This window comes from Neorhizobium sp. NCHU2750, from assembly GCF_003597675.1.
In the GTDB taxonomy this organism is placed as follows: Bacteria; Pseudomonadota; Alphaproteobacteria; order Rhizobiales; family Rhizobiaceae; genus Neorhizobium.
This window is the reverse complement of record NZ_CP030830.1, coordinates 56,573-80,333: the sequence shown is the minus strand read 5'-3', so window position 1 is coordinate 80,333 and position 23,761 is coordinate 56,573. Positions and strand designations below refer to the sequence as shown.

Annotated in this window: 29 protein-coding genes and 1 other annotated feature; of the genes, 16 read left to right on the top strand and 13 right to left on the bottom strand. The window is 56.9% G+C overall.

The window, feature by feature from the left end; genetic code table 11:
- Positions 1–65: 65 nt before the first annotated feature.
- A complete protein-coding gene (gene katE / locus NCHU2750_RS26540) occupies positions 66–2,198 on the top strand; it encodes a catalase (protein WP_119944814.1) in 2,133 nt (710 codons plus the stop codon).
- Between the two features lie 365 nt (positions 2,199–2,563).
- Complete coding sequence (locus NCHU2750_RS31220; protein WP_119944813.1) at positions 2,564–2,734, top strand: DUF2934 domain-containing protein; 171 nt, start codon at positions 2,564–2,566, stop codon at positions 2,732–2,734.
- A 74-nt stretch (positions 2,735–2,808) separates the two neighbouring features.
- On the opposite strand, the gene NCHU2750_RS26530 is transcribed toward NCHU2750_RS31220, so the two are convergent.
- On the bottom strand, positions 2,809–3,051 hold the full coding sequence (locus NCHU2750_RS26530) for a DUF6894 family protein (RefSeq protein ID WP_119944812.1): 243 nt from the start codon (positions 3,049–3,051) through the stop codon (positions 2,809–2,811).
- A 134-nt stretch (positions 3,052–3,185) separates the two neighbouring features.
- On the opposite strand from NCHU2750_RS26530, the gene NCHU2750_RS26525 reads away from it, so the two are divergent.
- Positions 3,186–3,890, top strand: a complete 705-nt coding sequence (locus NCHU2750_RS26525; RefSeq protein WP_245480544.1) for a Crp/Fnr family transcriptional regulator — start codon at positions 3,186–3,188, stop codon at positions 3,888–3,890.
- Positions 3,891–3,931: 41 nt separating this feature from the next.
- On the opposite strand, the gene NCHU2750_RS26520 is transcribed toward NCHU2750_RS26525, so the two are convergent.
- The 3 genes from NCHU2750_RS26520 to NCHU2750_RS26510 all read right to left on the bottom strand — a co-directional run bounded on the left by NCHU2750_RS26520 (position 3,932) and on the right by NCHU2750_RS26510 (position 6,261).
- Positions 3,932–5,095, bottom strand: coding sequence for a zinc-dependent alcohol dehydrogenase (locus tag NCHU2750_RS26520; RefSeq protein ID WP_119944811.1), 1,164 nt, complete (start codon positions 5,093–5,095; stop codon positions 3,932–3,934).
- 92 nt (positions 5,096–5,187) lie between these two features.
- Positions 5,188–5,715, bottom strand: coding sequence for a DUF4142 domain-containing protein (locus NCHU2750_RS26515; RefSeq protein ID WP_119944810.1), 528 nt, complete (start codon positions 5,713–5,715; stop codon positions 5,188–5,190).
- A 141-nt stretch (positions 5,716–5,856) separates the two neighbouring features.
- Complete coding sequence (locus NCHU2750_RS26510; RefSeq protein ID WP_119944809.1) at positions 5,857–6,261, bottom strand: NUDIX domain-containing protein; 405 nt, start codon at positions 6,259–6,261, stop codon at positions 5,857–5,859.
- Positions 6,262–6,347: 86 nt separating this feature from the next.
- Between NCHU2750_RS26510 and NCHU2750_RS26505 the strand changes: the two genes are divergently transcribed.
- Positions 6,348–7,070: an MOSC domain-containing protein gene (locus tag NCHU2750_RS26505; RefSeq protein WP_119944808.1), complete on the top strand. Its 723-nt coding sequence runs from the start codon at positions 6,348–6,350 to the stop codon at positions 7,068–7,070.
- Positions 7,071–7,118: 48 nt separating this feature from the next.
- On the opposite strand, the gene NCHU2750_RS26500 is transcribed toward NCHU2750_RS26505, so the two are convergent.
- Positions 7,119–8,350, bottom strand: a protein-coding gene (locus tag NCHU2750_RS26500; RefSeq protein ID WP_119939629.1) for an IS3 family transposase whose coding sequence is annotated in 2 segments (ribosomal slippage) — positions 7,119–8,059 and positions 8,059–8,350 — 1,233 coding nt in all. Because the reading frame shifts where the segments join, the coding sequence is not laid out codon by codon here.
- Positions 7,950–8,066 (bottom strand) — a sequence feature (AL1L pseudoknot). Its footprint overlaps the gene before it by 117 nt.
- Positions 8,316–10,055, bottom strand: coding sequence for an FAD/NAD(P)-binding protein (locus NCHU2750_RS26495; protein ID WP_119944807.1), 1,740 nt, complete (start codon positions 10,053–10,055; stop codon positions 8,316–8,318). The genes NCHU2750_RS26500 and NCHU2750_RS26495 overlap by 35 nt, the downstream gene beginning before the upstream one ends.
- Positions 10,056–10,405: 350 nt before the next feature.
- On the opposite strand from NCHU2750_RS26495, the gene NCHU2750_RS26490 reads away from it, so the two are divergent.
- The 9 genes from NCHU2750_RS26490 (at position 10,406) to NCHU2750_RS26450 (ending at position 14,954) form a co-directional block, all read left to right on the top strand.
- Positions 10,406–10,975, top strand: coding sequence for a type 1 glutamine amidotransferase domain-containing protein (locus NCHU2750_RS26490; RefSeq protein WP_119944806.1), 570 nt, complete (start codon positions 10,406–10,408; stop codon positions 10,973–10,975).
- Between the two features lie 65 nt (positions 10,976–11,040).
- Positions 11,041–11,898 carry an SDR family oxidoreductase gene (locus NCHU2750_RS26485; RefSeq protein WP_119944805.1) on the top strand — a complete coding sequence of 286 codons (858 nt, stop codon included), beginning with the start codon at positions 11,041–11,043 and terminating at the stop codon, positions 11,896–11,898.
- Between the two features lie 32 nt (positions 11,899–11,930).
- Positions 11,931–12,143: a hypothetical protein gene (locus NCHU2750_RS26480; protein ID WP_119944804.1), complete on the top strand. Its 213-nt coding sequence runs from the start codon at positions 11,931–11,933 to the stop codon at positions 12,141–12,143.
- Between the two features lie 346 nt (positions 12,144–12,489).
- Positions 12,490–12,756: a hypothetical protein gene (locus tag NCHU2750_RS26475; protein ID WP_119944803.1), complete on the top strand. Its 267-nt coding sequence runs from the start codon at positions 12,490–12,492 to the stop codon at positions 12,754–12,756.
- 125 nt (positions 12,757–12,881) lie between these two features.
- Positions 12,882–13,139 (top strand): DUF982 domain-containing protein, encoded by a 258-nt coding sequence (locus NCHU2750_RS26470; protein WP_119944802.1) that lies wholly within the window; start codon positions 12,882–12,884, stop codon positions 13,137–13,139.
- A 203-nt stretch (positions 13,140–13,342) separates the two neighbouring features.
- Positions 13,343–13,744 (top strand): DUF2177 family protein, encoded by a 402-nt coding sequence (locus NCHU2750_RS26465; protein WP_119944801.1) that lies wholly within the window; start codon positions 13,343–13,345, stop codon positions 13,742–13,744.
- A gap of 6 nt (positions 13,745–13,750) precedes the next feature.
- A complete protein-coding gene (locus NCHU2750_RS26460) occupies positions 13,751–14,257 on the top strand; it encodes a hydrolase (RefSeq protein ID WP_245480543.1) in 507 nt (168 codons plus the stop codon).
- A gap of 34 nt (positions 14,258–14,291) precedes the next feature.
- On the top strand, positions 14,292–14,471 hold the full coding sequence (locus NCHU2750_RS26455) for a DUF2934 domain-containing protein (RefSeq protein ID WP_162939813.1): 180 nt from the start codon (positions 14,292–14,294) through the stop codon (positions 14,469–14,471).
- A gap of 246 nt (positions 14,472–14,717) precedes the next feature.
- Complete coding sequence (locus NCHU2750_RS26450; RefSeq protein WP_162939812.1) at positions 14,718–14,954, top strand: hypothetical protein; 237 nt, start codon at positions 14,718–14,720, stop codon at positions 14,952–14,954.
- Positions 14,955–15,127: 173 nt separating this feature from the next.
- On the opposite strand, the gene NCHU2750_RS26445 is transcribed toward NCHU2750_RS26450, so the two are convergent.
- Positions 15,128–15,559 carry a response regulator gene (locus NCHU2750_RS26445; protein WP_119944798.1) on the bottom strand — a complete coding sequence of 144 codons (432 nt, stop codon included), beginning with the start codon at positions 15,557–15,559 and terminating at the stop codon, positions 15,128–15,130.
- The gene (locus tag NCHU2750_RS26440; RefSeq protein ID WP_119944797.1) at positions 15,556–16,683 is read right to left on the bottom strand and encodes a PAS domain-containing protein; all 1,128 of its coding nucleotides are present in this window, start codon (positions 16,681–16,683) and stop codon (positions 15,556–15,558) included. Before NCHU2750_RS26440 ends, NCHU2750_RS26445 begins: the two co-directional genes overlap by 4 nt.
- Before the next feature lie 239 nt (positions 16,684–16,922).
- Here NCHU2750_RS26440 and NCHU2750_RS26435 point away from each other — a divergent pair, with 239 nt between their 5' ends.
- A complete protein-coding gene (locus NCHU2750_RS26435; protein WP_245480542.1) occupies positions 16,923–19,340 on the top strand; it encodes a GAF domain-containing protein in 2,418 nt (805 codons plus the stop codon).
- Between the two features lie 8 nt (positions 19,341–19,348).
- On the top strand, positions 19,349–19,723 hold the full coding sequence (locus NCHU2750_RS26430; protein ID WP_119945067.1) for a response regulator: 375 nt from the start codon (positions 19,349–19,351) through the stop codon (positions 19,721–19,723).
- Here NCHU2750_RS26430 and NCHU2750_RS26425 read toward each other — a convergent pair whose 3' ends face one another.
- Positions 19,724–19,984 carry a hypothetical protein gene (locus tag NCHU2750_RS26425; RefSeq protein WP_119944795.1) on the bottom strand — a complete coding sequence of 87 codons (261 nt, stop codon included), beginning with the start codon at positions 19,982–19,984 and terminating at the stop codon, positions 19,724–19,726. It abuts the gene before it with no gap.
- A 182-nt stretch (positions 19,985–20,166) separates the two neighbouring features.
- Here NCHU2750_RS26425 and NCHU2750_RS26420 point away from each other — a divergent pair, with 182 nt between their 5' ends.
- The gene (locus tag NCHU2750_RS26420; protein WP_119944794.1) at positions 20,167–20,400 is read left to right on the top strand and encodes a DUF2171 domain-containing protein; all 234 of its coding nucleotides are present in this window, start codon (positions 20,167–20,169) and stop codon (positions 20,398–20,400) included.
- Positions 20,401–20,654: 254 nt separating this feature from the next.
- Here NCHU2750_RS26420 and NCHU2750_RS26415 read toward each other — a convergent pair whose 3' ends face one another.
- The 4 genes from NCHU2750_RS26415 to NCHU2750_RS26400 all read right to left on the bottom strand — a co-directional run bounded on the left by NCHU2750_RS26415 (position 20,655) and on the right by NCHU2750_RS26400 (position 23,756).
- The gene (locus NCHU2750_RS26415) at positions 20,655–21,134 is read right to left on the bottom strand and encodes a PRC-barrel domain-containing protein (protein WP_119944793.1); all 480 of its coding nucleotides are present in this window, start codon (positions 21,132–21,134) and stop codon (positions 20,655–20,657) included.
- Between the two features lie 133 nt (positions 21,135–21,267).
- Positions 21,268–21,471: a CsbD family protein gene (locus NCHU2750_RS26410; RefSeq protein ID WP_119944792.1), complete on the bottom strand. Its 204-nt coding sequence runs from the start codon at positions 21,469–21,471 to the stop codon at positions 21,268–21,270.
- A 65-nt stretch (positions 21,472–21,536) separates the two neighbouring features.
- A complete protein-coding gene (locus NCHU2750_RS26405) occupies positions 21,537–22,520 on the bottom strand; it encodes a sensor histidine kinase (protein WP_119944791.1) in 984 nt (327 codons plus the stop codon).
- Positions 22,521–22,694: 174 nt separating this feature from the next.
- A complete protein-coding gene (locus tag NCHU2750_RS26400; RefSeq protein ID WP_119944790.1) occupies positions 22,695–23,756 on the bottom strand; it encodes a response regulator in 1,062 nt (353 codons plus the stop codon).
- Positions 23,757–23,761: the final 5 nt, after the last annotated feature.

Genomic DNA, 23,761 nt, shown 5'->3' with positions numbered 1-23,761 from the left:
CCGGAATGACGAGAGGCCGCCCGCAAGGCGGCCTTTTTCTGTTTCATAAACCTGAGGACGGGCAAATGGCCAAGAAAACACAATCATCAACCGATCACGTCGCCATCCACGATCAGACACTTTCGAGAGGTGCAGGCGGCGAGCTTCATCAGACAGCAGAAGATGGCTTCGATGTGCTGACGACATCACAGGGCGGTCCGGTCGCCGACGATCAGAACACCTTGCGTGTGGGTCCTCGTGGCCCGGCATTGATGGAAGACTTCCACTTCAGAGAGAAGATTTTTCATTTCGACCATGAGCGCATTCCCGAGCGGGTGGTCCATGCGCGCGGCTATGGGGCGCACGGTTATTTCGAGACATACGAATCTCTCGCCAAATATACCCGTGCCGACGTATTCCAGCGGGCTGGTGAAAAGACGCCAGTCTTCGTTCGCTTCTCGACTGTCGCCGGCAACAAGGGTTCGGCAGACCTTGCGCGCGACGTCCGCGGCTTTGCCGTCAAGATGTACACCAAGGAAGGCAACTGGGACCTGGTCGGTAACAACATTCCGGTCTTCTTCATCCAGGACGCGATCAAGTTTCCTGATCTCATCCATGCGGCCAAGCAAGAGCCGGACCGAGCGTTCCCGCAGGCTCAGACGGCGCACGACAACTTCTGGGACTTCATCAGTCTCACGCCCGAGAGCATGAACATGGTCATGTGGATCATGTCGGACCGGACCATCCCAAGATCGCTGCGTTACATGGAAGGTTTTGGCGTCCATACTTTCCGGTTCATCAACGACAAGGATCAATCCACCTTCGTCAAATTTCACTGGAAACCGAAGCTCGGCCTGCAGTCTGTTGCCTGGAACGAGGCCGTGAAAATCAATGGTGCGGATCCCGACTTCCACCGTCGCGATCTATGGCAAGCCATCCAGTCTGGCAACTTCCCGGAATGGGAGCTCGGGGTCCAGCTCTTCGATCAGGATTTTGCTGATAGTTTCGATTTCGACGTCCTAGACCCCACGAAGATCATTCCTGAGGAGGTAGTGCCAGTAAAACCTATTGGCCGACTGGTGCTGGACCGGATGCCGGACAACTTCTTCGCCGAAACCGAGCAGGTCGCGTTCATGACACAGAATGTGCCGCCGGGAATTGGCTTTAGTAACGATCCTCTGCTGCAGGGCCGCAACTTCTCTTATCTCGACACCCAACTGAAGCGGCTGGGTGGCCCGAACTTCACCCATCTGCCAATTAATGCCCCGAAGTGTCCCTTCGCGCATTTCCAGCAGGACGGCCATATGGCAATGCGCAATCCGGTTGGTCGGGTGAACTATGAACCGAACTCTTTCGGTGAGGGTCCGCGGGAGAGCAAGTCTCGCGGCTACCGTCATTTCCCGGCGGAAGAATCCGGCACCAAGGTCCAGCTTCGTCCCGAAAGCTTCGCGGACCACTATAGTCAGGCGCGGCAATTCTTCATCAGCCAGACACCTCCGGAACAGCGTCACATCATCATGGCGCTCACCTTCGAGCTCAGCAAGGTCGAGACAGTTGCGATCCGCGAGCGCATGGTTTCTCATCTGATCAACATTGATGAGACACTCGCGTCCGAGGTCGCCCACCGGTTGGGAATGGCCTCCATGTCGAAGGCAGCGCCAGCAGCCGTAGCAACACGACAGGATCTCGAGCCGTCACCCGCGCTCAGTATTATCGAACGTGGGCCGAAGCGTTTCGAAGGGCGCAAGCTTGGCATACTCGTTACCGACGGTGTCGATGCGAAACTGTTGAAGGCTCTTACGAGCGCCATCTTGAAGGAAAAGGGCCTGGTCGAGCTTATCGCACCAAAGGTTGGCGGCGTGACGACCTCCGACGGGAGCTACATCGAGGCGCAGCACATGATCGACGGTGGCCCCTCGGTGCTTTTCGATGCTGTTGCGCTCCTTCCCTCCGATGCAGGTGTGGAAGATCTGCTGAAGGAGGCGACAGCACGGGATTTCGTAGCGGACGCGTTCCAGCATTGCAAGTTCATCGGCTACAGCGATGTCGCCCTGCCATTGCTTGAGAAAGCCGGTATTGCAAAGGACATTGACGAAGGTCTTCTGGAACTCTCCGGCGGCACGACTTTGGCAAGTTTTGTCGAAGAGCTTGGCAAGCTTCGCGTCTGGGGGCGCGAGCCGTCAGTAAAGCTCGGCTCGGCGTCGGCAACTGCAGCTTAAACACAATCATCGGCGCGGGTGATAGGCTCGCGCCGATGTCTTTGACGTCGACATCGCTTCAGGGATAGCCGCCAGTTTCACCATAAGACTTCCGGCGTCACACTTCTCTAGCGATCACCTCTTATGCGAGCCACGCTTCACGGGAGAAATCCGTGGCCGCGTTGGTACGGCATCGTACCCTTGACCCACTTTTCTCTTTCGTCAGGAACCCACCTAGAGAAGCTGACGTTCTCCGCCCGCTGTTCCTTTTGGAGGTGTCGCGCCGAGGTATTAATCACCCTTCGCGGCTCTGACGGGATCAGCAGTTCGAGAATGACAGCAACTGGGTGGCGAGGATCTCTTCGCTTTCCCGCAGCGAGGTGAAAATGGACGAAAATCGTGAGGAATGGATTGCCCGTCGGGCTTACGAACTGTGGGAGCAGGCTGGACAGCCTGAGGGTCAAGAGCATGAGCATTGGTCCCAGGCCAGCGCCGAATGGGATGCTCGACCGAACGCAGTCGAGCCTGATCGCCCATCTTGGGACGACGAAGAGTAATTCAAAACTAGGCGTGTAGGCGGGTGATCGACCTCACCCGCCTTGCATGTGCATTTATACTTAAGCTGAATATTTCAACCTTGGTGCAACCGAAGCACGTCGCGAAACTTGACGGTATCCACGACAGCGCCGCTCTCGTCGGTCAGCTCAAAGGATTGCCCATCGATCTCTTCTCCATTCAGCACGCGCTGGGACAAAAGCTCGCGAGCCGAGCGCACGGCTTCCGTATGTGCGGTTTGGACGTCCTGAAACTCGGCACCTTCCGGATCCCTGGACAATCGATCTCCTTCGCGAATATGGAAATAAAGTCGGATCATTTATCACTCCCTTGTAGCACCTGCATAACTTGACAGAGGCTCATAGGTTTCCCGCGAACCTGTTGTTTTTATGGATATCCCTGTTTGTCGCACTAGGTAGCTGGATAGATGCAAGTAAGGCACCGGAGCTGATCATGAGCTGGACGACGAATAGGATCCTATCGATGCTCCCGGACAGTGTCGTCACACGGCTGAGGCCTCATCTTGAGCGAGTCGAGTTGCAGCAGGGCGAGCACTTGTTTGAAGCCGATCAACAGCTACGCCACGTGTTCTTTTTCGAAGGGGGACTGTCGTCGGAAATCGCTGGCGGTAAGGGTAGTAAGACGATCGAAGTCGGCTGCGTGGGCCTGGAGGGTTTTTCGAGTGTTCCGGCCGTACTCGGTGTAGACAGCACGCCGCACTTCGCCTTCATGCAATGTGGAGGTCCCGCATTGAGGATCGAAGTCGAGGCTCTTCGCTCCGCGATGGACGCGTGTGCTTCGCTGCGCCAGCTTCTTACACGCTATGCCCACGTGTTCCTGATACAAGTCGCCACAACCGCTCTCGCCGATGGTCGTTATGGTGTCGAGAAGAGGCTTGCCCGCTGGATCCTGATGGGCCGTGACCGCATCGGATACGAGTTGCCGCTCACACACGACTTTCTGGCACTTATGCTTGGTGTCCGCCGCCCAAGTGTCACGGACGCACTACATCGTCTGGAAGGCAAACATGCGATCAGGGCCGAGCGCGGTCTCATTCTCATCAAGGACATCGAAAAACTGAAAGAGCTTGCCAGTCCAATCTATGGCATCGCAGAGAAGGAATACGAGCAACATATCCGGCACGACTGGCGCTTTTAGCCCGGCCCCAGAACAGGAGCCGAGCTCAACGTCGCGATCGATTAACCGTGGGGACGAATCACGACTTTTACGCATCCATCGGCTTTGTCTCGAAACGTCTTGTAGGCTTCTGGCCCTTCTTCGAGGCCGATGCGATGGGTGATGAGAAAAGACGGGTCGATCTTACCCTCGATTATTAGATCCATCAGCGGCTCGAGGTATTTCTGAACGTGAGTTTGGCCAGTCTTGAGCGTCAGTCCCTTTCCGACAACTGCCCCGAGCGGCGCTGGCACGGCCGGACCGATGAAGACACCAGGAAGGGATATTGTTCCACCCGGACGGCATGCCAGGATGGCTTGACTCAGAGCGTAGGGTCGCTCGGTTGCCGACAGCTTCGTCTGCATCGTCTCCATCAAACCGCCGGCACCATGGCTCTCCAGTCCAACGGCTTCGATCACCGCATCAGGTCCCTGCCCCCCGGTCATGTCAACGATACGTTGCTGCAGGTCTTCATCCGCATAGTCCAGCGTCTCCGCGCCCGCCCCTCGCGCAAGCGCCAAGCGTTCTGGCACAGTGTCGATTGCAATCACCCGTTCAGCGCCGAGCAGGAACGCTGACTTGATCGCGAACAATCCAACTGGCCCACAACCGAACACGGCAACCGTCTGTCCCGGCTGGATGTTGCAGTTTTCGGCAGCCATGTAACCCGTCGGGAAAATATCGGACAGAAACAGCACCTGCTCGTCGCTCAAACCGTCCGGCACCTTGATCGGGCCGACGTCGGCATAGGGTACGCGCAGATATTCGGCTTGGCCGCCCGGAAAACGGCCGTACATTTCGGAGTAGCCAAACAAGCCGGCAGTCGGATAGCCGATCTGTTTCGCTTGCATGGCGCCGTTCGGATTGGATCGCTCGCAGAGCGAAAACTGGCCCCACTTGCACTGTCGGCATTCACCGCATGAGATGGTGAAGGGAACGACCACGCGGTCTCCAATTTTCAGCTTGGAGTTTCCGCGGCCAACCTCAACGACCTCCCCCATGGTTTCGTGGCCCATGACATCGCCATGGTGCATGCCTGGCACGAAGCCGCCGTAGAGATGCAGATCCGAGCCGCAAATAGCGCAACTTGTAACCCTAATGATCGCATCGCGGTCATCCTCGATGGCGGGATCGTCTACCTGCTCGCAGCGAATGTCACCGCTTCCATGCCAAGTCAGCGCTTTCATATCTGTTCCTTCCGATTGATCAACGGCGGCCGCAATCGGTGTGAGCGGCACGAAAAAACAACGGCCGCTTGGAGGCGGCCGCTGGAAGGAGATTATTTATCGAGATCCTGTGCCATCTGGTAATGGTGCTCGAGGGCCGGCAGTGTCTTGGCAGCCCACGCCTTGAGGTCGGCATTCTCGCCCTCTTCGGCGTAACGCTTGAACAGGTCGACCGCATCCTCGTGCGCGTCAACCTGGTCATCGATATACTCCTCGCTGAATTCGTCACCGTCGAGCTTGGCAAGCTCGTCGATCTCTTCCTTGAAATCCTCGGTCAGCGTTGCAACGGGGTTGCCCTGCACCTTGCCGGAAGCGAGAAGCGCCTTGAGCTCTGCGGTGGTTTTCTCGTGATCGGTGACCATCTGCTGGGCAAACGCCTTCGTCGCGTCATTTCCCTTTTGCAGAGCAAGTTTGCTCGACTCGATCTCGAAAACGTCACTGGCGGAGGCCTCCATGATGAAGTCCTCGGTTTTTGGCGCGACACCGAGGGCGGAGTTCACGCCGGTCGACTCCGTTGCCGACTGCGCCAAAGCACCGCCAGCACAAAGGACGAGGCTTGCTGTGAGAAAAACATGTTTCATTTGCGTAATCCCTAGAACCGGGTCTTCCTGATTGAAGATCCTGAACAGAACGACGCCTTTCGATAGCAGTTCCGGGGGAAACGAGTGATAATCAGCTTCGTACGGCAACGTACGAAACGTCAGCGCCTAACTGTTTCGCTCTCATTGATCGGTCTGCAGCAAAGGCAGTACCACCTCGCGATAGGCAGCGAACGCGAGCTTGGCCTCGAGAAAATCTGCAACCGCAAACCAGCCAAGCTCGGAATGCTCGTGACCCAACAAGCGCGCAGTTCCGCCATCCCAGACAGGTACCCTGAAAATATGAAAGGGCGACTTTCGCTTCCGATCGTCGTCTTCATAGAGCGTGGCTACGTGATCAAAGGCGCGGGGCGTCAGGCCCACTTCTTCCTGGCATTCGCGAACCAGGGCGACATCGAGCCCCTCACCCTTTTCGACATGACCGCCGACCAGATCCCACTTGTTCGCAGACCATTTTCGATGGGCTGCGCGCCTCACAAGCAGCACACGTCCATGGTCGATAAACGCCGCACACACAATCTCTGCCATGAGCAATCCTTTCAAAGCTTACCGACTGGGAACCCGAAGGCGGCGGGCGGTGTTCCACGCTGGCAACGGCAGCAGTAGGGATTTGGATGAGTGAGACTGTGGGTACAATCAAAGAGATCTGGCGCTATCCCGTGTCCTCGAACGGTGGTGAGGGTCTGAACGCGGCTTCGGTCGGCGATGATGGGATCGAGGGAGATCGCACGCACCTCCTGGTCGATCTCGATACCGGAGAGGTCGCTTCACCGGAAACGACACCGCGTTGGCGCCCTGCCCTGATGCTTTCGGCATGTAGATGTGGCGATGAGGTGCTGGTCTCATCAAATACATGGAAAATGAAACCGATCGGCCCCAGCCTCGACGTTGCACTAAGCGAACTCATGGGATTTGGCTGCGGCGTTCGACCCAAAGACGCGCCTCTCGGACACGGAAGGCCTGAGGCAAGTAAACTTCAACCTCGGTATGATCTCGCGCCACTACATTTCCTGACGACCAAAAGCCTTACAGATCTGGCGACACTTATTCCAAGCAGCGAGGTAGACCGCCGACGTTTCAGGCCGAATGTCGTCTTCGAGACTGAAAGTCATGAAGAAGATTGGTTGGGTCTTGGCTGGGCCTGCGGCTCGGTCGAAGGAACCATTACCGAAAGGACCAAGCGGTGCGGCATGACCATGATCGCACAGCCGGGACTGCCTGAAGAACCGGAGATCCTGCGGACAATCGTCAGGGAGCGCGCTCGATGCCTTGGAGTTTATGCCTCCGTTGCAGGGGCTGGGAGACTATCGGTCGGCGACAGGTTGGTGCTTTCCTGACCAAGCGTCTGAACCGCCCCGGCTTTTCCGGAGACCGTTTGGCTTAAGTTATGCGGCCATGGCTGGTGCGTCCAGCATGGCGTAGTATCGCTCTTCGGCCTCGGCTGGCGGTATGTTGCCGATGGGCTCCAGAAGGCGGCGGTTGTTGAACCAATCGACCCATTCGAGCGTGGCGAACTCCACGGCTTCGAAGTTGCGCCATGGTCCTCGCCGATGGATGACCTCGGCCTTGTAAAGACCGTTGATCGTTTCGGCGAGAGCATTGTCGTAACTATCACCAACGCTTCCGACCGACGGCTCGATGCCTGCCTCCGCCAGCCGTTCGGAATAACGAATGGACACATATTGCGAGCCGCGGTCGGAATGATGAACCAGCCCGCCACGTTTGACGGGCCGCCGATCATGAAGCGCCTGGTCGAGGGCATCGAGCACAAAGCCCGCATGGGCCGTTCGGCTTGCCCGCCAACCGACGATACGGCGGGCGAAGGCATCAATGACGAACGCCACGTAAACGAAGCCCTGCCAGGTCGCGACATAGGTGAAATCGGATAACCACAGCATGTTCGGCGCGGGAGCGAAGAACTGTCGGTTCACCCGGTCTAGCGGACACGGGGCAGACTTGTCCGACATGGTTGTTTTGACTGGCTTGCCGCGAATGACGCCTTGAAGCCCCATCATTCTCATAAGCCGAGCGACGGTGCAGCGGGCAATATCGTAACCCTCTCGCTGCAACTGCCGCCAGACTTTGCGCACGCCATAGACCTGGAAGTTCTCGTTGAACACCCGGCGTATCTCGACTTTCATGGCAATATCATTCCGTTCGCGGGCTGACAGGCGGTCCACGTCCGTGCGTTTGGCAACGACCTCATAGTAGGTGGACGGGGCAATCGGCAGCAGCCTGCAAATCGGCTCGACCCCGAGCACCGAGCGGTGTGCATCGATGAAGGAAATCATCGCTTCAGTGGGCGGTCGAGCTCCGCCTGGGCAAAATACGCCGAGGCTTTGCGTAAAATCTCATTCGCCTGACGAAGCTCCCGGTTCTCCCGCTCCAAAGCCTTCATCTTCTCCGCCACGTCACTCGGCAAACCTGCACGCTTGCCGCTGTCGACCTCGGCCTTCTTCACCCATTCATTGAGCGTATGCGCCGAGCAGCCGATCTTGGCCGCTATGGAAGATACAGCCGCCCACCGGGAAGGATGTTCGGCTTCATGATCGGCCACCATTCGAACGGCCCGGGCGCGGACTTCAGGAGAAAATTTGTTCGTCGTCTTGCTTGTCATAGACCCTACTTCTCACGAGTTGGGGTCTCCGGCAAAGCCGGGGCGGTTCAGTCGTGATCAGAGGATTGCCTGCAAACTCTGTCGCCGTAATGATCGCCTTCGAGACGATCTCCCCCATATCGCGTGCACTTGTTATCCCTTGGATGAAAGGAAGCTTGTGCAGCAAGAAAGGGACGGAAACACAGTAGAGGTTCCTTGAGACAGGCTGATCGATGATCGGCCGAAACGCGTGGTCGACTTCGATCCCACCGGTACGCCTCAGACTTGCGGACATCTCTGCTGATGTTTCCGTCGCCGCTTCCTTGACAAGGCCCGGACGTTTCAAGCTTGGGAACGGTAGATCGGAGGCGGAGGCCGCATGCTGTCCTGTCGCGTCGATAAATGCCGCGTAGTGCGTCTCACGCTCTCCGACCGTGATCGTCACACCGGGTTTGTTCTCCGGATGCTCGATTTTGTAGTCTTCTCCAAGCGCTACGACATCGAGCGTTCCGGCATTGTGAAGGGCAAGCAGACGCTCCACGGATTCATGCGGAACCGTGGCATAGTCATCGACAAAAACCGTCTTGAAATGCTTATGGAAGCGCTTCAGATCCTCGGCATCCAAATGTGGAACGGCGCGCGCAATCACCTCGTGCATGCGAAGGATCGTGTACCGCCACTGAACCGTGATCTTCTCCGCCTTGTTCTTCTTCGCCTCGGCGAGATTTCGGGCCGCTGCGATGAATTGGTCCATTGCTTCCCGTGTGCGAAAGTAACGCTCAGCGATGTCCTCTATCGTTGCAAGCCCCAGGCCGATCGATGAGGCGTAGTCCGGGTCGGCAGCGCCGAGTTCGGCTTTGAACAACTCGAACACGTTGTCTAATAGCCCTGCCGGTCCCCGCGAGATAGCAGCATCGACGGCCTCCGGCGTGCAAAACCGGAGAGGTTCGTAGGGTATCGGGCAGAAGAAGTCGGCTTCCGGCAAGAGCCCTTTCCGAGACATCATTGTCATGTGAAGCCCATTGGTCGTGGGCTGATAAGCAAGCTGCCCTTGCTCATCAAGCAGGAAGATTCCGTGAGCGGTGGCAACGGTTACAGCAGCATCGATGCCGCTCAGGGACGTTCCAAGAATGCCGACCTCAACCGGCCCGATGCGCTTGATGGCGCTGGCGGGCCAAGGCGAGATAAAGTAGCCGGGCCTCACCTCGGTGTTTTCCGGCCAATCATGACCAGTCGCCATGACGACATGGTCGAAGTTTTCCGTGCTTTTCGGTTCATCGCCTTGGCGTGCGACCAGCGCGATGTGATATTTTTCCAGGCGGATATCGGTTATCTTGGTGTTCGCCCGAATTGCCACGGCATGGCCGCGGGCCTTCGCCCGATCCACCAGCTTCCAGAACTGAGCTGCCAGAAACTCACCGAGCACGACGCGTGGATAAAATTCGCGCTCACCGATCCGTGCCCGTTCAAGGCCTAGCTGCTGCAGGTCCGCATCAGAATGTCCACTCAACCACTCGATGAGGGTATCGACGATGCGAGGGATTTCGATGCTCGCGATGTTGGCAAGCATAGCCTTATCATTGACCGCCGGATGATAGGGCGTGCCCTTCCCGGGATCTGGTAGCTCTTCGAAGACAGTGATCATCAGCGGTTGCTGAGAGGCTACGAGGCCCTTGAAGGTGTAGATGCCGGTGGGACCGGAACCAATGATGGCGATACGTGTCATGAGGCTCGACGAGCTTGTTGTGATGGAAGGCCGGACAAAACGGCCCAGCGTCTGACAGGTTCCAGATCAGGCCGTAACCGTGCGCTATCGTACAGCCGTTGAAGATTCACTCGGCCGAGGGTCGCCTCGTAACTCAAATTCCTTAGCGATCAACGGCGCCGAGTCGAGCCGACGAAAATGCGTCGCAAACTCATCAGGAACCTTCTCCCAATGTGATGGTTCTCCTGATGTCACACGAACCAAGACATCACCTTCACTCAGACACGGCGGGCCGAATCTTCGTGCGCCTCCTAAGGGGCGCGTCTCAACCTGCCGCCCGCCTGATCGCCTATCGCAAACGGAGAATAAGCATGACCCTGGAAGGCAAGAAGATCGCAATCCTGCTGGCGCCCCGTGGCACTGAGGAGCCGGAATTTGTTGAGCCGAAACGCGCTGTAGAGGCCGCTGGCGCATCGGTTACTGTCATCGGCTTTGAAGCGGGCGAGGTCCAGACCGTCAATAACGACCTTGATCCGGGTTCACGCTTCTCCGTCGATAAGGCGGTAGCTGAAGTCGCGGCGTCCGACTTCGACGGCCTGGTCATCCCTGGCGGCAGTGTTGGAGCCGACACACTGCGCGGCAATGAGCAAATCGTGTCCTTTGTGCATGACTTCTTCGCCCAGCGGAAACCAGTTGGCGTCATCTGCCATGGCCCGTGGATCCTCGTGGAGGCCGACGTGGTGAAAGGGCGCACGCTGACATCCTACCCGACTGTGTCGACTGACATCCGTAACGCCGGGGGAACCTGGGTCGATCAGGAAGTGGTAACCGACAAGGGACTGGTCACCAGTCGCAACCCGAACGACTTGCCGGCCTTCTGCGCGAAGATCGTCGAGGAATTCGCCGAGGGCCGCCATCCAGCACAGGCGCGCAGCGCATAATCTTAACACTTGCGGGCGCCGCCAGGCGTCCGCTCTCCTCATTTCCTTTGGGTCAAGGAGTGAAAATGACCAACTATCCGACACCGCCATTCGACACACCACGCCAGGATATGCCCGGGACGACGGAAGCGATGTCCCCTCTGCCCGATCATGGCGAGGAGAGCTATCGAGGCTCCGGCCGTCTGTCAGGAAAGAAGGCCGTGATTACCGGAGGTGACAGTGGCATCGGGCGTGCCGTTGCAATTGCCTTCGCCCGCGAGGGTGCCGATATCCTGATTTCATACTTGGATGAAGACGAGGATGCTGAGGAAACAAAATCCTGGGTCGAAAAGGCTGGCCGCAAGGCGATCTTGCTGCCCGGCGACATTCAGTACGCCCCGCACTGCAACGAGATCATCGACACAGCGGTCTCGCAGCTTGGCGGGATAGATATCCTTGTCAACAATGCCGCTCACCAGGCGAGCTTCAGCGATATAGGGGATATTTCAGACGAAGAGTGGGAAGTGACGTTCCGCACCAATATCCATGCAATGTTCTACCTGACGAAGGCCGCCGTGCCGCACATGAAACCGGGCAGCTCCATCATCAATACCACCTCGATCAATGCAGACAGTCCAAGCCCACATCTGCTCGCATATGCCACAACGAAGGGCGCCATCCAAAATTTCACAGCAGGTCTTGCTCAGATGCTCGCCGAGAAGGGCATTAGAGCCAATTCGGTCGCACCTGGACCGATCTGGACGCCGCTCATTCCATCCACAATGCCCGATAAGAATCTCAAGAATTTCGGCAAGCAGGTACCAATGCAGCGCCCCGGCCAACCCGCCGAACTCGCAACCGCCTACGTCATGCTGGCCGATCCGCTGTCGAGCTACGTGTCGGGAGCAACGATCGCAGTCACGGGCGGCAAGCCGATCATTTGATCTGCGGAGAACTTAACCAAAGGAGAAAGCAAATGGCAAAGCCACAGGATGATGCGAAGGGCCAATACGCGCCTTCGCAGGCAGATCCTCACGCGACTGGCGTCCACAGTGCGAAGCCGACGGTCGTAACGGGTTCAGAAGACGCGACCGTCAATCGGACGCCGCCGGGGCAAAAGAAAGAAAAGGATTTCGATTTGAACTACGACCCTAGAGAAACTAGCGGCAGATCGAACTCTTCAAAATGAGCTATGCGTCAATGTCGGCGGACACTTACGGTTCTGGCTAAGTACTTGCCCTTTCGGCCTGTTAAGACGCGAGTATTTCGGCCGCCAGGTCTCACGCGCTGGCGATCGTCGACCCAGCCGACTGAACGAGGATGTTCCTGCTCTCACGCGGAGCTTCTGGACCGAATATTTGGTCGCTAGTCGGCCGCCTTGGGAAGAGCAAACGCTGCAGTGCGGGGTGATGTCGGACATCTGACTGTCCCTCTGTTTCCCGACCGCGAGACATCACGAAACGTCGCTCGATTCCCTGCTCGGCCCGGAACAGAAGCGACTTTGTCATAGTTCCGTTCACAGACAGGAGGGTGCGATGAACCTTGTACACACACGCGTAGTTCACGAAGGTGCCGGCAACTGGGTTGTCGACTTCATCGGCGACGATGGTGAAGCTGTTTCGGTGAAGGTCAATGACGACGCAGTCACGAGCGAAGACGTCGTCGTCGAGCACGCCCGACAAATTCTGGTCGAATTGACTGGCTTCGGCACTCGTGGAGCAGGAGCAGGCGTCAATAGTTACGACGCGCTGAGTAATGGCAATTTTGATATTGGCGAGCCGTCAGTTGACCGGCGCCACTGAACGTGCTGGCGGCGAGCATGGCGTAATTGCTCTCTTTTATATCATTTGCCTAATATTCGCGCGGTGACGGGAACTTACCCGGTAGTGCGACGTTTCTTGCGGCGAATCTATAGGGAGTTCAACACATGTCTGGTCCAAACGCACGATGGAATGAACCTGTCGAGCTCACCTCCCCGTCGGGCTCACTCAAGGTAAGCGGTCCTTTTGAGGCACTCGCGCACATGACTGAGAACTGGCCGGCCCAGCAAGGGCTTGATTTCGTCCGCGCCCGCAGTGCCTGCCGCGGCGCGATTGCGGGTCACAGGACCGTCGATGAAGCGCGTATCGCCTTCGAAGCAGCGGCCAACGAAGCCCGCAGGCAGTTCGACCTCCGCCGACATTAGCCGGCGAAAGAGCATCGGGCCATAGAGCCCAATGGTTTACCGTTTGGATCGATTGCTCCGGAACGCGTCGAGCCCATCAAAAGTGTTTCGATCTACGGGGTCCTATCAAGGAACCTCTCAGGGTTGATCCGGTCTCTATCGGAACAGGTCCCAACACGACGGGGTTCCCGATTTACAGAGATCCATCTGAGGACGCCAGCTCCGTGAAGATTTTCGGCATCGCCTGCGCCGGCACGCTCATCTCATTCCTTCTGGTCGATGCCATCTGGCTCGGGCTTGTCGCCAATAACTTCTACCGAAATCAGCTCGGCGACACGATGCTTCCATCTCCGAATTTTGCAGTCGCCGCGGTCTTTTACCTATTCTTCGCCGCAGCGATTGTCATTCTCGCTGTTAGACCTGCCTTGGATTCCGGTTCGATCTGGATGGCAGTCGGCTACGGCGCGGTTCTAGGTCTGGCAGCCTACGGCACCTATGACGTGACGAACCTATCGACGCTCAAAGGGTGGCCGATCACTCTGACCCTTGTCGATCTTGCTTGGGGCACGGTCTTGACGGCAGCGGCAAGCGCCTGCGGATATGCAGCGGTCCGATCCTTCGGATAGACCGCCATGATCTACTTCACGGGAGACACGCATTTCAGCGATCCGCGTGTCCTGCGCATTGACCGGCGCCCGTTTTCCGACATGGCCGCGCACGACGCGGCACTCATCTCTGACTGGAACGATATTGTGGGAGAGGATGACGACATTTGGCATCATGGAGATTTCATGTCGGTCAGGGCCGGACCCTGCGCCGATCTCCTCGCCAAATTGAACGGGCGCAAACATCTGATCATGGGCAACAACGATCCGGAGGAGACGACCGGCTCATATGGCTGGGCTAGCGTCCAGCATTATGCAGAACTCCGTGAAGCCGGACACCATCTTATTTTGTCTCACTACGCCTTCCGGACTTGGAACCAGATGGGGAAAGGATCGATAAACCTCCACGGCCACTCGCACGAAAGATTGAAACCAATCCCAAGGCAATTCAGGCACCAAACTCTACGGCCTCACGCGCTGGCGCTAGATCGGAACTTGGTTCAAGCCAATCAGCTTTGTGAAACGAGGAACTAGAGTGTTTCTGGACCACGTCGATCGGGAGGATCACATGCCGGAACAGAGAGACGAATGGATCACGAAGCGCGCCTATGAGCTGTGGGAACAAGCCGGGCGACCTGACGGACAGGACCTCAGGCTTTTGGAGCAAGCGAGCACCGAATGGGAAGCGCGCGAGATACCCGACAACCCGGCCGAAAGTTCCCCGGCTGTCTGGGACAAAGAGAATTAGTAATCCCGGCCGTACTCTTCAATTATAGCTATCTCATAAGCGCAGCGCAGCCGTTTCTGTTTCATTTCTCCTTAGCCAAAGCGGCTGGAAAGACGAAAGGAAGTCACTTCCGTGCCGCTATGACACACGCGCATGCCTATTTTCTAATATACGGCATACTCATTCTCACGTTGCTGCAGTATAGGGACGCAACCTTATCTCTCGATTGGAAAACTCTTGCTCCCAGGACTTTCGGCTACGGAAAGCGTGCGCCTCTTCGAACGCATCAGTGCGACCGCGATCGCCAACCAGGCAATCTTGAAGTGTTCTTTTGCGGGAATGCCTCTGACAGTAGACAACGTTATTCTGTTCGTCGGAGATTTCGTCGAGCCGGACGAGGCTGCAGCGACCGGTCTGTTCGAGGCAATTATGGGAGCGATCCAGGAAGTGATCGATTGCAAGGGCATGATGTCACGCGTGGCTGCAGCTAATGACATCATTTGACGTCCCTGAGGGGACAAGCGATGTCTGTCTGCCGCCGTTGAAGCCTTCCCACGTCAGCAGGTGGCAGGATGGTCTGGCTCATACATCGAAACCCTTAACAAGCAAGGCGATACTTTATATCGTTCGGTGAGCTACTGAGCTACGCCAGCGCCTGTAACCCTCAGCGTGTCTGTCTAGGCTCGTCTACGAAGAGTTAATGCACCGACGTCCTCGGCCAGTACGAGGCTTGCCGGCGGATCTACACTGTCGTCACCGGCAACGATCGCCGAAATGTAAGTTAGAGCGTTCTTCATACCGTTCATTGTGTAGGGTTTTTCAATCGCTCCCAATGCGCCTGCGAAATCCTCCGGGATTTTCTTGATGTTGCCCGAAACAAACACGTAGGGAATGCCGGCCGCTGCAAGCGCGCGTCCCACGTCAATGCCCGTCGGCCCATCCATCAGGTGAATATCGACGAAGGCGAAATCCGGCCGGTTCGCCTCCAATTCCCTGCGCGCCTGTTCACTGCTCATCGCGAGAGCGGTCACGTGATGGCCAGCCATTTCGACTTCGCTTTCAAGCTCCATGGCGAGAAGCATCTCGTCTTCAACTATCATGACCTTCAATGTGCATGCTCCTGATGCCCGTCAACGAGGAGTGTGACCTCCACCGTCGTCCGTTTATTTTCGGTTCTGCGTTCGATCGTAGCGCCGAGCTGTTGTGCCGAGGCATCGAGCAACATCTTGCCAAGCTCCGCGCTTGCCGGATCGACGTCCACTGGCTCCGACGTATCCTCAACCCTGATGAGGAAATGGCCGTTGGTACGATGGACGACCACATGGATGTCGCCACCTCCGTCGTGAAGTCCACGACGGACAGCGTCACCGACCAGTTCGTTGACGATCAGAGACAAAGGCGTGGCCTTCACTGCGGGAACATGAACCGGCTTCAGATCAAGCGTCAGTCGGATGTCCTTGCGACCAGTAGCTCCCACGAGGTCGGTCACAAGCTCCTGCGTGAACTCAGATATATCGAATTTCGAGACGTCATCGAGGGTGAAGAGCTTGCGCTGGACGGTGCTCAGGGCCTCGATCCGATTGAGGACCGACATCAGCGCCTGCTTCTGGCCGCTGTCCTTCGTCACCCTCGCCTGCATTTTGACGATGGATGCCATTGTCAAAAGATTATTCTTGACCCGGTGGTCGACCTCGTGGACGAGCAGCGATCGGGCGGCCAGGCCAGCCCGCAGCTCTGCCGTATGCTTTGCGACTTCCTCTTCGGCTTTGTGGCGTGCGGCAGCAAGATCGGCTTCCCGGCTTTTGACATTCGTGAAATCGAGCTGCGACGCAAAGAAGTAAATGATTTTTCCGTTGTCATCCCGAACCGGGCTGATGAACACGGCGTTCCAGAAGGTCGATCCATCCTTTCGATAGTTGAGAATATCAACAGCAACATCCTCTCCTTTCGAAACCGCCTGCCTGATCCTCGTGACAGTTTCAGAATTCGTCTTGGGTCCCTGGAGAAGACGACAGTTGCGGCCGACGACCTCTTCGTCTGAATAGCCGGTAAGCTTCCTGAATGCAGCATTGCAGAAAATGATCGGATTGTCGTGCTGATTGGGGTCGGTCACGATCATGGGCATGCGCGTTGCCTTGAACGCTGCTGCGAATGGATCTTCGCTGACATGTCCGGATACGAGCCTATCGCCTGCGTCGCGTGCGTCTGTCTGATGCTGGTCCCTGTCCGACATCCATGGTCCTGAAGTTACTTTAGAAGTGCCACAATGGCGGATCAGCCATTTCGTTCCTTGGCGCGTGCAAGTAGGGCATGCCGATCAGTTCGGCAACTGGTTGAGCCCAGCCACGCGAATTGCGCTCCGAAGGCATGCGTATCTGATAGAAGATCCGAGTGCCGATCGGCTCATGGAGAACACATCCGGTCGACCTCAAGTTAATCGTGAGCGCCGAATAGTTCGGGTGAACAGAAGATTTGCCGGACGATTGTCTTTTCGGGCGTATTTCCCATGTAAATAGACAGCGGGTCTGTCATCTCTGCCCGATCTTCGTATTCGCCGCTAATTCTGGGGTTTTTATCCACTTGCCGAACAGGTCCAAACGCATTCGCGCCGTCCGCAACGCCGGGCTGTTCGAGCCCCATCATCAAGCAGAATTTAACGACATCGTTGAGACAGTGAAGACAGCGCTACGCTGTCCCGTTGCGATTGTGTCGATCCTCGACGAAGACAGGCAAGTGTTCGCGGCACATGTCGGCCTGCCCGCACCATGGGCGGAGCGAGGCGAAACCCCCTTGACCCATTCGTTCTGCCAGCACGTGGTCGACGACAAGAAACCGTTCATCGTCGGTGATGCGACCATGCACGAGCGGGTTCGCGAAAACCTGGCTATCCGGGACCTGGGGGTCATCTCCTATATGGGTGTGCCGGTCACGCTCCCTGATGGCACGATTATCGGGGCAATAGCGGCGATCGATGGACAGCCGAGAGACTGGTCGCACTCTGAACTCGGCCTGCTCGCGCAGTTCGCCAAGATCGCCAGCAATCACATCGCGACCCTCGTGTCGGATCGACGCTGGAGCAATCTGTTTCAGCAGCTTGAGGAAGGGATTATTCGCGGCAGTGTCATCCGCGATCACACTGGCAAGGTAATTGACTGGCGCTATGATGAGGTGAACCCAGCCTTGGGAGCCCACATTAACATTCCTTCGGAGAATACAGTCGGCAAGACAATCCGCGAAGTTATCCCAGGAGTTGAAGATGAATGGGTCAGGGATGTTGAAGAGGTGGTTGCCACCGGCGAGACCAAACGGTTTACCCGGTCCGTCGGCGTTCTTGGTCGGTGGTTCGATGGCTATATCCAGGCAACGGGCGAAGACACATTCATTATCATGCTTCTCGACATCACCGAGCGCATGTCTGCAGTCGCATCCCTACAGCGAAGTGAAGAACAGCTGCGCCTGCTCATCCAGGCCGCTAAGGACTATGCCATCCTGACGCTTGATCTCGATGGGCGGATTTCGAGTTGGTATGGCGGAGCTGAAGAAACGTTTGGACGCAGCGAAGCCGACATGACCGGCCGCCCGTTTCGCGACATATTCACGCCCGAAGACCAGGCGGCCGGCATTCCCGACTCTGAATTGGCCATCGCCGCGGAAACCGGCGTTGCAATTGACCGACGTTGGCATATCCGCGCCGACGGCACGCGTGTCTATCTCGACGGCACTGTCCGACCGCTGGTGACTGAAAGTGGTTCCGTTCGCGGCTACATCAAGATTGCCCGGAATGCGACATTGGAAAAGCAGGCTCAGGACCGGCAGCTCGCATTCCTGGAATTCGGCGACCGGATCAGGGAGCTGGAGACAGTAACCGACGTCGCCTTTGCTGCATCCGAGATCATGGTGCGCAATCTGGAGGGCGCCACCCGCGCCGGCTACGGTGTCGTTGATGCCGTGGCAGAGACCGTTCAGATGTTGCCAGGCTGGTGTGCCCCTGGCATCGATCCGATTGCCGGTCTCCATCATTTCCGGGACTATGGCAGCTTCATCGATGACCTGAAGCGCGGCGACAACATCATCATTCCGGATGTCACGATCGATCCTCGCACGGCGGCCTCCGCTAATCTTTTCCGCCAGATCTCACTCGCAACGTTGGTCAACATCCCGATTATCGAGCACGGCGTTTTTGTCGGCGTCATGTTCGTCCACTACGACAACCCGCATGAGTTTACGCCAGAGGAGCGTGATTTCGTACGAACGATTGCTGATCGGACACGTGAAGCTGCCTCCCGTATCCGCGCCGAGGAAGATCAGCAGGTCCTCAACCACGAAATCAGTCATCGCCTGAAAAACACCATGGCCATGGTTCAGGCGATCGCGACACAAACGCTGCGGCCAATCACCGACCGCGGGCCGGTAGAAGCTTTCACCAATCGACTGCATGCCTTGTCCAAAGCCCATGAGGTGCTTCTAGGCCAGGATTGGACATCGGCGCGCATGATCCAGGTGATGGACACCGTTCTTCACCAGATGGCGCTGCCCGAGCGATATGAGATCGCCGGCCCCGATCTTGAGCTCGGCCCGAGAACGGCATTGTCACTGGCCTTGCTGATGCATGAGCTCGGCACGAACGCACTGAAGTATGGGGCATGGTCCAATGAATCGGGCTACGTCTCAATAAAGTGGCGCACAGAGGCAGGGAACGGCGAGGACACGCTGGCCCTGGTTTGGGAGGAGCGTGATGGCCCGCCCGTCGCCGCACCTGCGGGTAAGGGCTTCGGCTCGAAACTCATCCGTCTCGGCCTTATGGGAACAGGTGGCGTCGACATCAGTTACGAGCCCACGGGGTTGAAAGTGGAAATGCGAGGGCTGGTTTCCCAGCTGCGGCAGTCATGATGAGCGCAATGCCTAAATCTCTGACACCACCCGCTGTTCTCGTAGTTGAGGATGAACCACTGCTGCGGCTCGCGGCTATCGATCTGATCGAGATGGCCGGATACGAGGCTATACCCGCAGCCGACGCGACAGAGGCTGTCAAGATACTCGAAGCCCGCAACGATATCCGCGTTGTCATGACCGACGTCGACATGCCGCGCGGGGTGGATGGGATGCGGCTTGCCGCCATCATCCGGGATCGCTGGCCACCGATCAAGATCATTATCGTGTCTGGCCATGTCGACGACCCGGGCGATCTCATTCCGGCCGAGACCATCTTCTTCTCGAAGCCTTACCGCGAGGAACAGATCATCGAGACAATTCACAGTATGATGGGCGCTTGATCAGCTGCTCGCTCGCCTGCGGGCTCTGGGTAGGTCGTTGGCCGCAGCAATATCGGCTAGCGCCTTGTGGCGATCCATGGCCTGAACCAGGTCAGGCAAGGTATTGTATCCCTCACGGAAAAGATTGAGGCAGATTTCGGCGGCGATCACTGCGTCGGGATCGTCTTTGGTCAGGCCGAACCGAGTTCTCCAAGACTGCAGCGCAATGTCGATGATTTCCAACTCGACCGGCCCGAACGTGGTTTCTAAAAATGATGGCATTCCAGTCTTCCTTCACAGCGCTGAGCGATGTGATGGGATCCGGCACAAATTCAAGATGCCTCTTCGTTTTTGCGCATCAGTCGATCATTCCGCTGCGCCGCCGAGCTGACGCTCGCCTCGTCAGGAACAATCCTTGACTCCTAATGTTTTGGACGGCCACCCAAATAGAACCGGAGGAAACAATGGCTACTGCAGAACAAGTACGCGAGCATATGGAAGTGATCGCCGCCGACGGCGCGCATGTCGGGACGGTCGATCATATGGACGGCACATCACGTATCAAGTTGACGAGGACCGACTCCGAGGATGGCAAGCACCACCTGATCCCGCTCGACTGGGTCGATCACGTGGATGAACATGTACACCTCTCAAAGTCGGCCGACGACGTCCGCAGTCAGTGGCAGACGCTAAACTGATTTCAACGGGCCGCCATTTGCGCGGCGGCCCTCTTTTTCCCGCAATCCTACCGACCGGGTGCTCACACGGCTCCCAATTCACCTATGATGCGCTAGTTATCTGCGAACGTCTCAACCCGCGATGAACTCGCCAAAGCAGGTGGAGTGACCCGAACGATGCGCGAAAGGCCGGGCGATCTCTCGCACCGGCCTTACCAAAGTCCCATCGACCCGCGCCAGTACATCCGTGGCTCGCGGATCATGATGCGCACTGATTACTTTTTCAGCTTGTCATAATCGAACTTCGGAGCAGCCGAGAGGCTATCCTTGTTCGTATCGACATAAGCCTTCCAGGTGCCGTTGTCGTCTGCCAGCGCCATCGAAGCCGGATCGATCACGACATAGCTTGCGCCGATACCCAGAAAACCGCCAACGCTCGCAACGATACCGATTACGGACTTGCCGCCACCGATGACGACGTCGGAGATTTCGCCGATCTCCTCGTTCTCCTTGTTGTAGATGTTGAGCCCTACAAGCTTCGACGTCACGAGATCGGTATCCTTGATCTCAACAGTCTTGAGCGGCATTGTGGCCGCCTTGCCCATCGTAATTCCCGGGCCAACCATAGTGGCGTCGGCACCCGAAGCAGCGGCCTCCGGCGCAGCGGGCTGCGCTGCCGGGGCTGCGGGTTGCTGCGCGTAGACTGCAGACGTCATGGTACCGAGGGCGAGAGTGGCGGCGATGAGCGTTTTCATTGGGTGTTTCCTCGCTATTTATTGTTCTCACGGAGTTCCGTGGCGGTCTGAAACTCCACGCCGCCGAAATAGTTCCGTCTTTGCTAAGCAATTGGTTGAAAAGAAAAACCCCGCCGTAGCGGGGTCCTCTGAATTACCAGGTTTGGCGTCCATACCAGTCATCGACGTCCTTTGTGGCGCGGTCCTTTTCATAGCCGTACCGCTCCTGGATTTTACCCTCGAGCTGGTCGCGCTTGCCGTTGATGACATCGAGATCATCGTCCGTGAGTTTGCCCCACTGTTCCTTGATCTTGCCCTTGGCCTGCTTCCAGTTACCTTCAACACGGTTCCAGTCCATGATGTTTCCTCCTTTGTTTTCAGTCCAACGAGAAAACAAGAAGGTATCGGCTTTTGTTCCGCCCCTTAGTCAGCCTTTACTTTGATATGTGCCAAGGGCGCGGAGAGGTTCCATACGATCTGGCTACTGTCTGCAGCCCAAGTCGCCTCTGCCGACAGTGCTGACGGCACGATGCGCAGCAGCGCCAGGGAGCCAAACCCGTTTTCCTGCTCCAAAATATCGTTGGGATCATGCGAGGGCTCCGACCATGTCAATTCGAACATCTGATCGTGGCCATTCCCTGCATGAACGACCCTCCATGTAACAGAAACATCCCCGTCTGCAGTCGCGCCGAACCGTATGGAATTCATGATGAGTTCGTGCAGCGCCATTCCAAGATTGAGGACGGCGTTTGCGCCGAGCGCTATTTCAGGTCCGCTGGCCTTGACCGTTCGGATACTCGTGAACGGTTTGATCTGATGCTCGACGAGGTCTGCAAGACTGACGCCGGCCCAATCCACATGGGATAGTAGATCATGGGAGTGAGATAGGGCCATGATACGCTCGCGAATCCTGGCTTCAAACTCACCGACCGAAATTGATCGGGCCGCTGTCTGCTTAATCACCGAAAGTATGACCGCATACTGATTTTTGACGCGATGATTGATCTCTCGCATCAGCAGCTGAAGCCGCCGTTCGCTTTCCTTCGTTTGAGAAATATCTCTGGCTATACTCGATGCGCCAACGAGATCTCCACTTTGGCTCTTGATGGGCGATATCGTGATGGAAATCGGAATGCGCATTCCGTTTTGGTGACGACGAAAAGTCTCGAAGGTTTCAATCCGTTCACCGAGCTTGAGGCGGCGCTGGATTTCGAGTTCCTCTTCACGTTTGTCAGCTGGGACAATGAGGAAAATGGACTGACCGATCGCTTCGTGTTCGGTATACCCGAACATTCGCTCAGCGGCCCCATTCCAGCTGACAATAATGCCTGAGAGGTCGCGGCTGACGATGGCGTCGAACGACGACTCTACGATGGCGGCGAGGCGTTCCTCGGTGTGCTTTTCCATTCTGATCGATGAAGACTGTTTTAGCGTTCGTGCATGATCTAGAGGAACTCGTGCTAAATCAAGCCAGTCAGTTGAAAACCTAAGAGATCACTCGTTGGTCGGCGAAAAATTCGATCTAAATGACAGGTCCTCTTCCCTCTGTCATTTGAGCGATAAGGACAGACTAGGTGCGCTCTACGCCCTGACAAGGCTTTGCAGCGGCATTCTTACACGTAGAGACACGCCGTCGTTAGTCCATTGCCGTGCGATGTTGCCGTTTAAGCCTTGTAGCGCTGCCTTTTCCAAGGTGGAGCCAAAGCCTTCGCGATCGGGTGCGCCTTGATCGCGGAGCACTCCTGCCTCCGTCCACTGTATTTCGAGATGCTCGTCTTCAGCAGTGACGTTGATGGTGAGCTTCCCGTCGGGCACGCAGAGAGCCCCGTATTTCGCCGCATTGGTGGTCAGCTCGTGCAGTAAAAGCGCAAGCGAGGTTAGTGCAGCACCGGTCAGTGGCGCGTCCGCTCCGGTGATTTCGATTCGGGATGCTAATTCGTGATCGTGTGGTGCAACGATTGCCCTCAAAAGAGCAGTTACGGTCGTCGCAATCTGCCCTCCACTGGCGTCGCTGGCAAGATCGGGCATCGTCAATTCGTGAGCGCGTGAGAGCGCGTGGAGCCGGGAGCGTAAATCGGCCTCCAGTTCCGCCACGCTTTTGGCGGGCCTGGCGCTCAAGGATATGAGACCCGCGGTCAGGCTGAACAGGTTCTTGATGCGATGGTTGATTTCTTTGAGGAGGATATCCTTGTGGCCAGCGGCCTCTATGAGAGCCTGCGACTGTTGAGCGAGTTCGTCGCGCTGGGCTGCCAGCTTTTGGCGTTGCCGATAGAGCTCATAAAACACATCGACTTTACTGCGCAAAACATCCGGCTCGATCGGCTTCTGAATGAAGTCGACTGCACCCGCTTCATAGCCACGAAACCGGCGCTGAGCGTCGGTGCTTCCAGCCGTTACGAAAATGATTGGGATCCGGCGGGTGCGCTCATTGCCGCGCATCAGCTCGGCCAGATCGAACCCGTTAAGCCCCGGCATCTGGACATCGACCAGCGCCAACGCAACATCGTTATGCAGCAATATCTCAAGCGCCTCGTCACCAGAGCGTGCTTTCAGCAAAAGGAGGTCGTCACGCCGTAAGAGCGCTTCTAGGGAGAGGAGGTTTTCCTCCAGATCATCGACAAGCAGAAAAGGCACAGGGTCCATTAAAT

What these genes read in the sequence shown, in the direction of transcription:
- katE (WP_119944814.1), top strand. Translation starts at nt 66, where the DNA reads ATGGCCAAGAAAACACAATCATCAACCGATCACGTCGCCATCCACGAT.
- NCHU2750_RS31220 (WP_119944813.1), top strand. Translation starts at nt 2,564, where the DNA reads ATGGACGAAAATCGTGAGGAATGGATTGCCCGTCGGGCTTACGAACTG.
- NCHU2750_RS26530 (WP_119944812.1), bottom strand. Translation starts at nt 3,051, where the DNA reads ATGATCCGACTTTATTTCCATATTCGCGAAGGAGATCGATTGTCCAGG.
- NCHU2750_RS26525 (WP_245480544.1), top strand. Translation starts at nt 3,186, where the DNA reads ATGAGCTGGACGACGAATAGGATCCTATCGATGCTCCCGGACAGTGTC.
- NCHU2750_RS26520 (WP_119944811.1), bottom strand. Translation starts at nt 5,095, where the DNA reads ATGAAAGCGCTGACTTGGCATGGAAGCGGTGACATTCGCTGCGAGCAG.
- NCHU2750_RS26515 (WP_119944810.1), bottom strand. Translation starts at nt 5,715, where the DNA reads ATGAAACATGTTTTTCTCACAGCAAGCCTCGTCCTTTGTGCTGGCGGT.
- NCHU2750_RS26510 (WP_119944809.1), bottom strand. Translation starts at nt 6,261, where the DNA reads ATGGCAGAGATTGTGTGTGCGGCGTTTATCGACCATGGACGTGTGCTG.
- NCHU2750_RS26505 (WP_119944808.1), top strand. Translation starts at nt 6,348, where the DNA reads ATGAGTGAGACTGTGGGTACAATCAAAGAGATCTGGCGCTATCCCGTG.
- NCHU2750_RS26495 (WP_119944807.1), bottom strand. Translation starts at nt 10,055, where the DNA reads ATGACACGTATCGCCATCATTGGTTCCGGTCCCACCGGCATCTACACC.
- NCHU2750_RS26490 (WP_119944806.1), top strand. Translation starts at nt 10,406, where the DNA reads ATGACCCTGGAAGGCAAGAAGATCGCAATCCTGCTGGCGCCCCGTGGC.
- NCHU2750_RS26485 (WP_119944805.1), top strand. Translation starts at nt 11,041, where the DNA reads ATGACCAACTATCCGACACCGCCATTCGACACACCACGCCAGGATATG.
- NCHU2750_RS26480 (WP_119944804.1), top strand. Translation starts at nt 11,931, where the DNA reads ATGGCAAAGCCACAGGATGATGCGAAGGGCCAATACGCGCCTTCGCAG.
- NCHU2750_RS26475 (WP_119944803.1), top strand. Translation starts at nt 12,490, where the DNA reads ATGAACCTTGTACACACACGCGTAGTTCACGAAGGTGCCGGCAACTGG.
- NCHU2750_RS26470 (WP_119944802.1), top strand. Translation starts at nt 12,882, where the DNA reads ATGTCTGGTCCAAACGCACGATGGAATGAACCTGTCGAGCTCACCTCC.
- NCHU2750_RS26460 (WP_245480543.1), top strand. Translation starts at nt 13,751, where the DNA reads ATGATCTACTTCACGGGAGACACGCATTTCAGCGATCCGCGTGTCCTG.
- NCHU2750_RS26455 (WP_162939813.1), top strand. Translation starts at nt 14,292, where the DNA reads ATGCCGGAACAGAGAGACGAATGGATCACGAAGCGCGCCTATGAGCTG.
- NCHU2750_RS26440 (WP_119944797.1), bottom strand. Translation starts at nt 16,683, where the DNA reads ATGTCGGACAGGGACCAGCATCAGACAGACGCACGCGACGCAGGCGAT.
- NCHU2750_RS26430 (WP_119945067.1), top strand. Translation starts at nt 19,349, where the DNA reads ATGCCTAAATCTCTGACACCACCCGCTGTTCTCGTAGTTGAGGATGAA.
- NCHU2750_RS26425 (WP_119944795.1), bottom strand. Translation starts at nt 19,984, where the DNA reads ATGCCATCATTTTTAGAAACCACGTTCGGGCCGGTCGAGTTGGAAATC.
- NCHU2750_RS26420 (WP_119944794.1), top strand. Translation starts at nt 20,167, where the DNA reads ATGGCTACTGCAGAACAAGTACGCGAGCATATGGAAGTGATCGCCGCC.
- NCHU2750_RS26415 (WP_119944793.1), bottom strand. Translation starts at nt 21,134, where the DNA reads ATGAAAACGCTCATCGCCGCCACTCTCGCCCTCGGTACCATGACGTCT.
- NCHU2750_RS26410 (WP_119944792.1), bottom strand. Translation starts at nt 21,471, where the DNA reads ATGGACTGGAACCGTGTTGAAGGTAACTGGAAGCAGGCCAAGGGCAAG.
- NCHU2750_RS26405 (WP_119944791.1), bottom strand. Translation starts at nt 22,520, where the DNA reads ATGGAAAAGCACACCGAGGAACGCCTCGCCGCCATCGTAGAGTCGTCG.
- NCHU2750_RS26400 (WP_119944790.1), bottom strand. Translation starts at nt 23,756, where the DNA reads ATGGACCCTGTGCCTTTTCTGCTTGTCGATGATCTGGAGGAAAACCTC.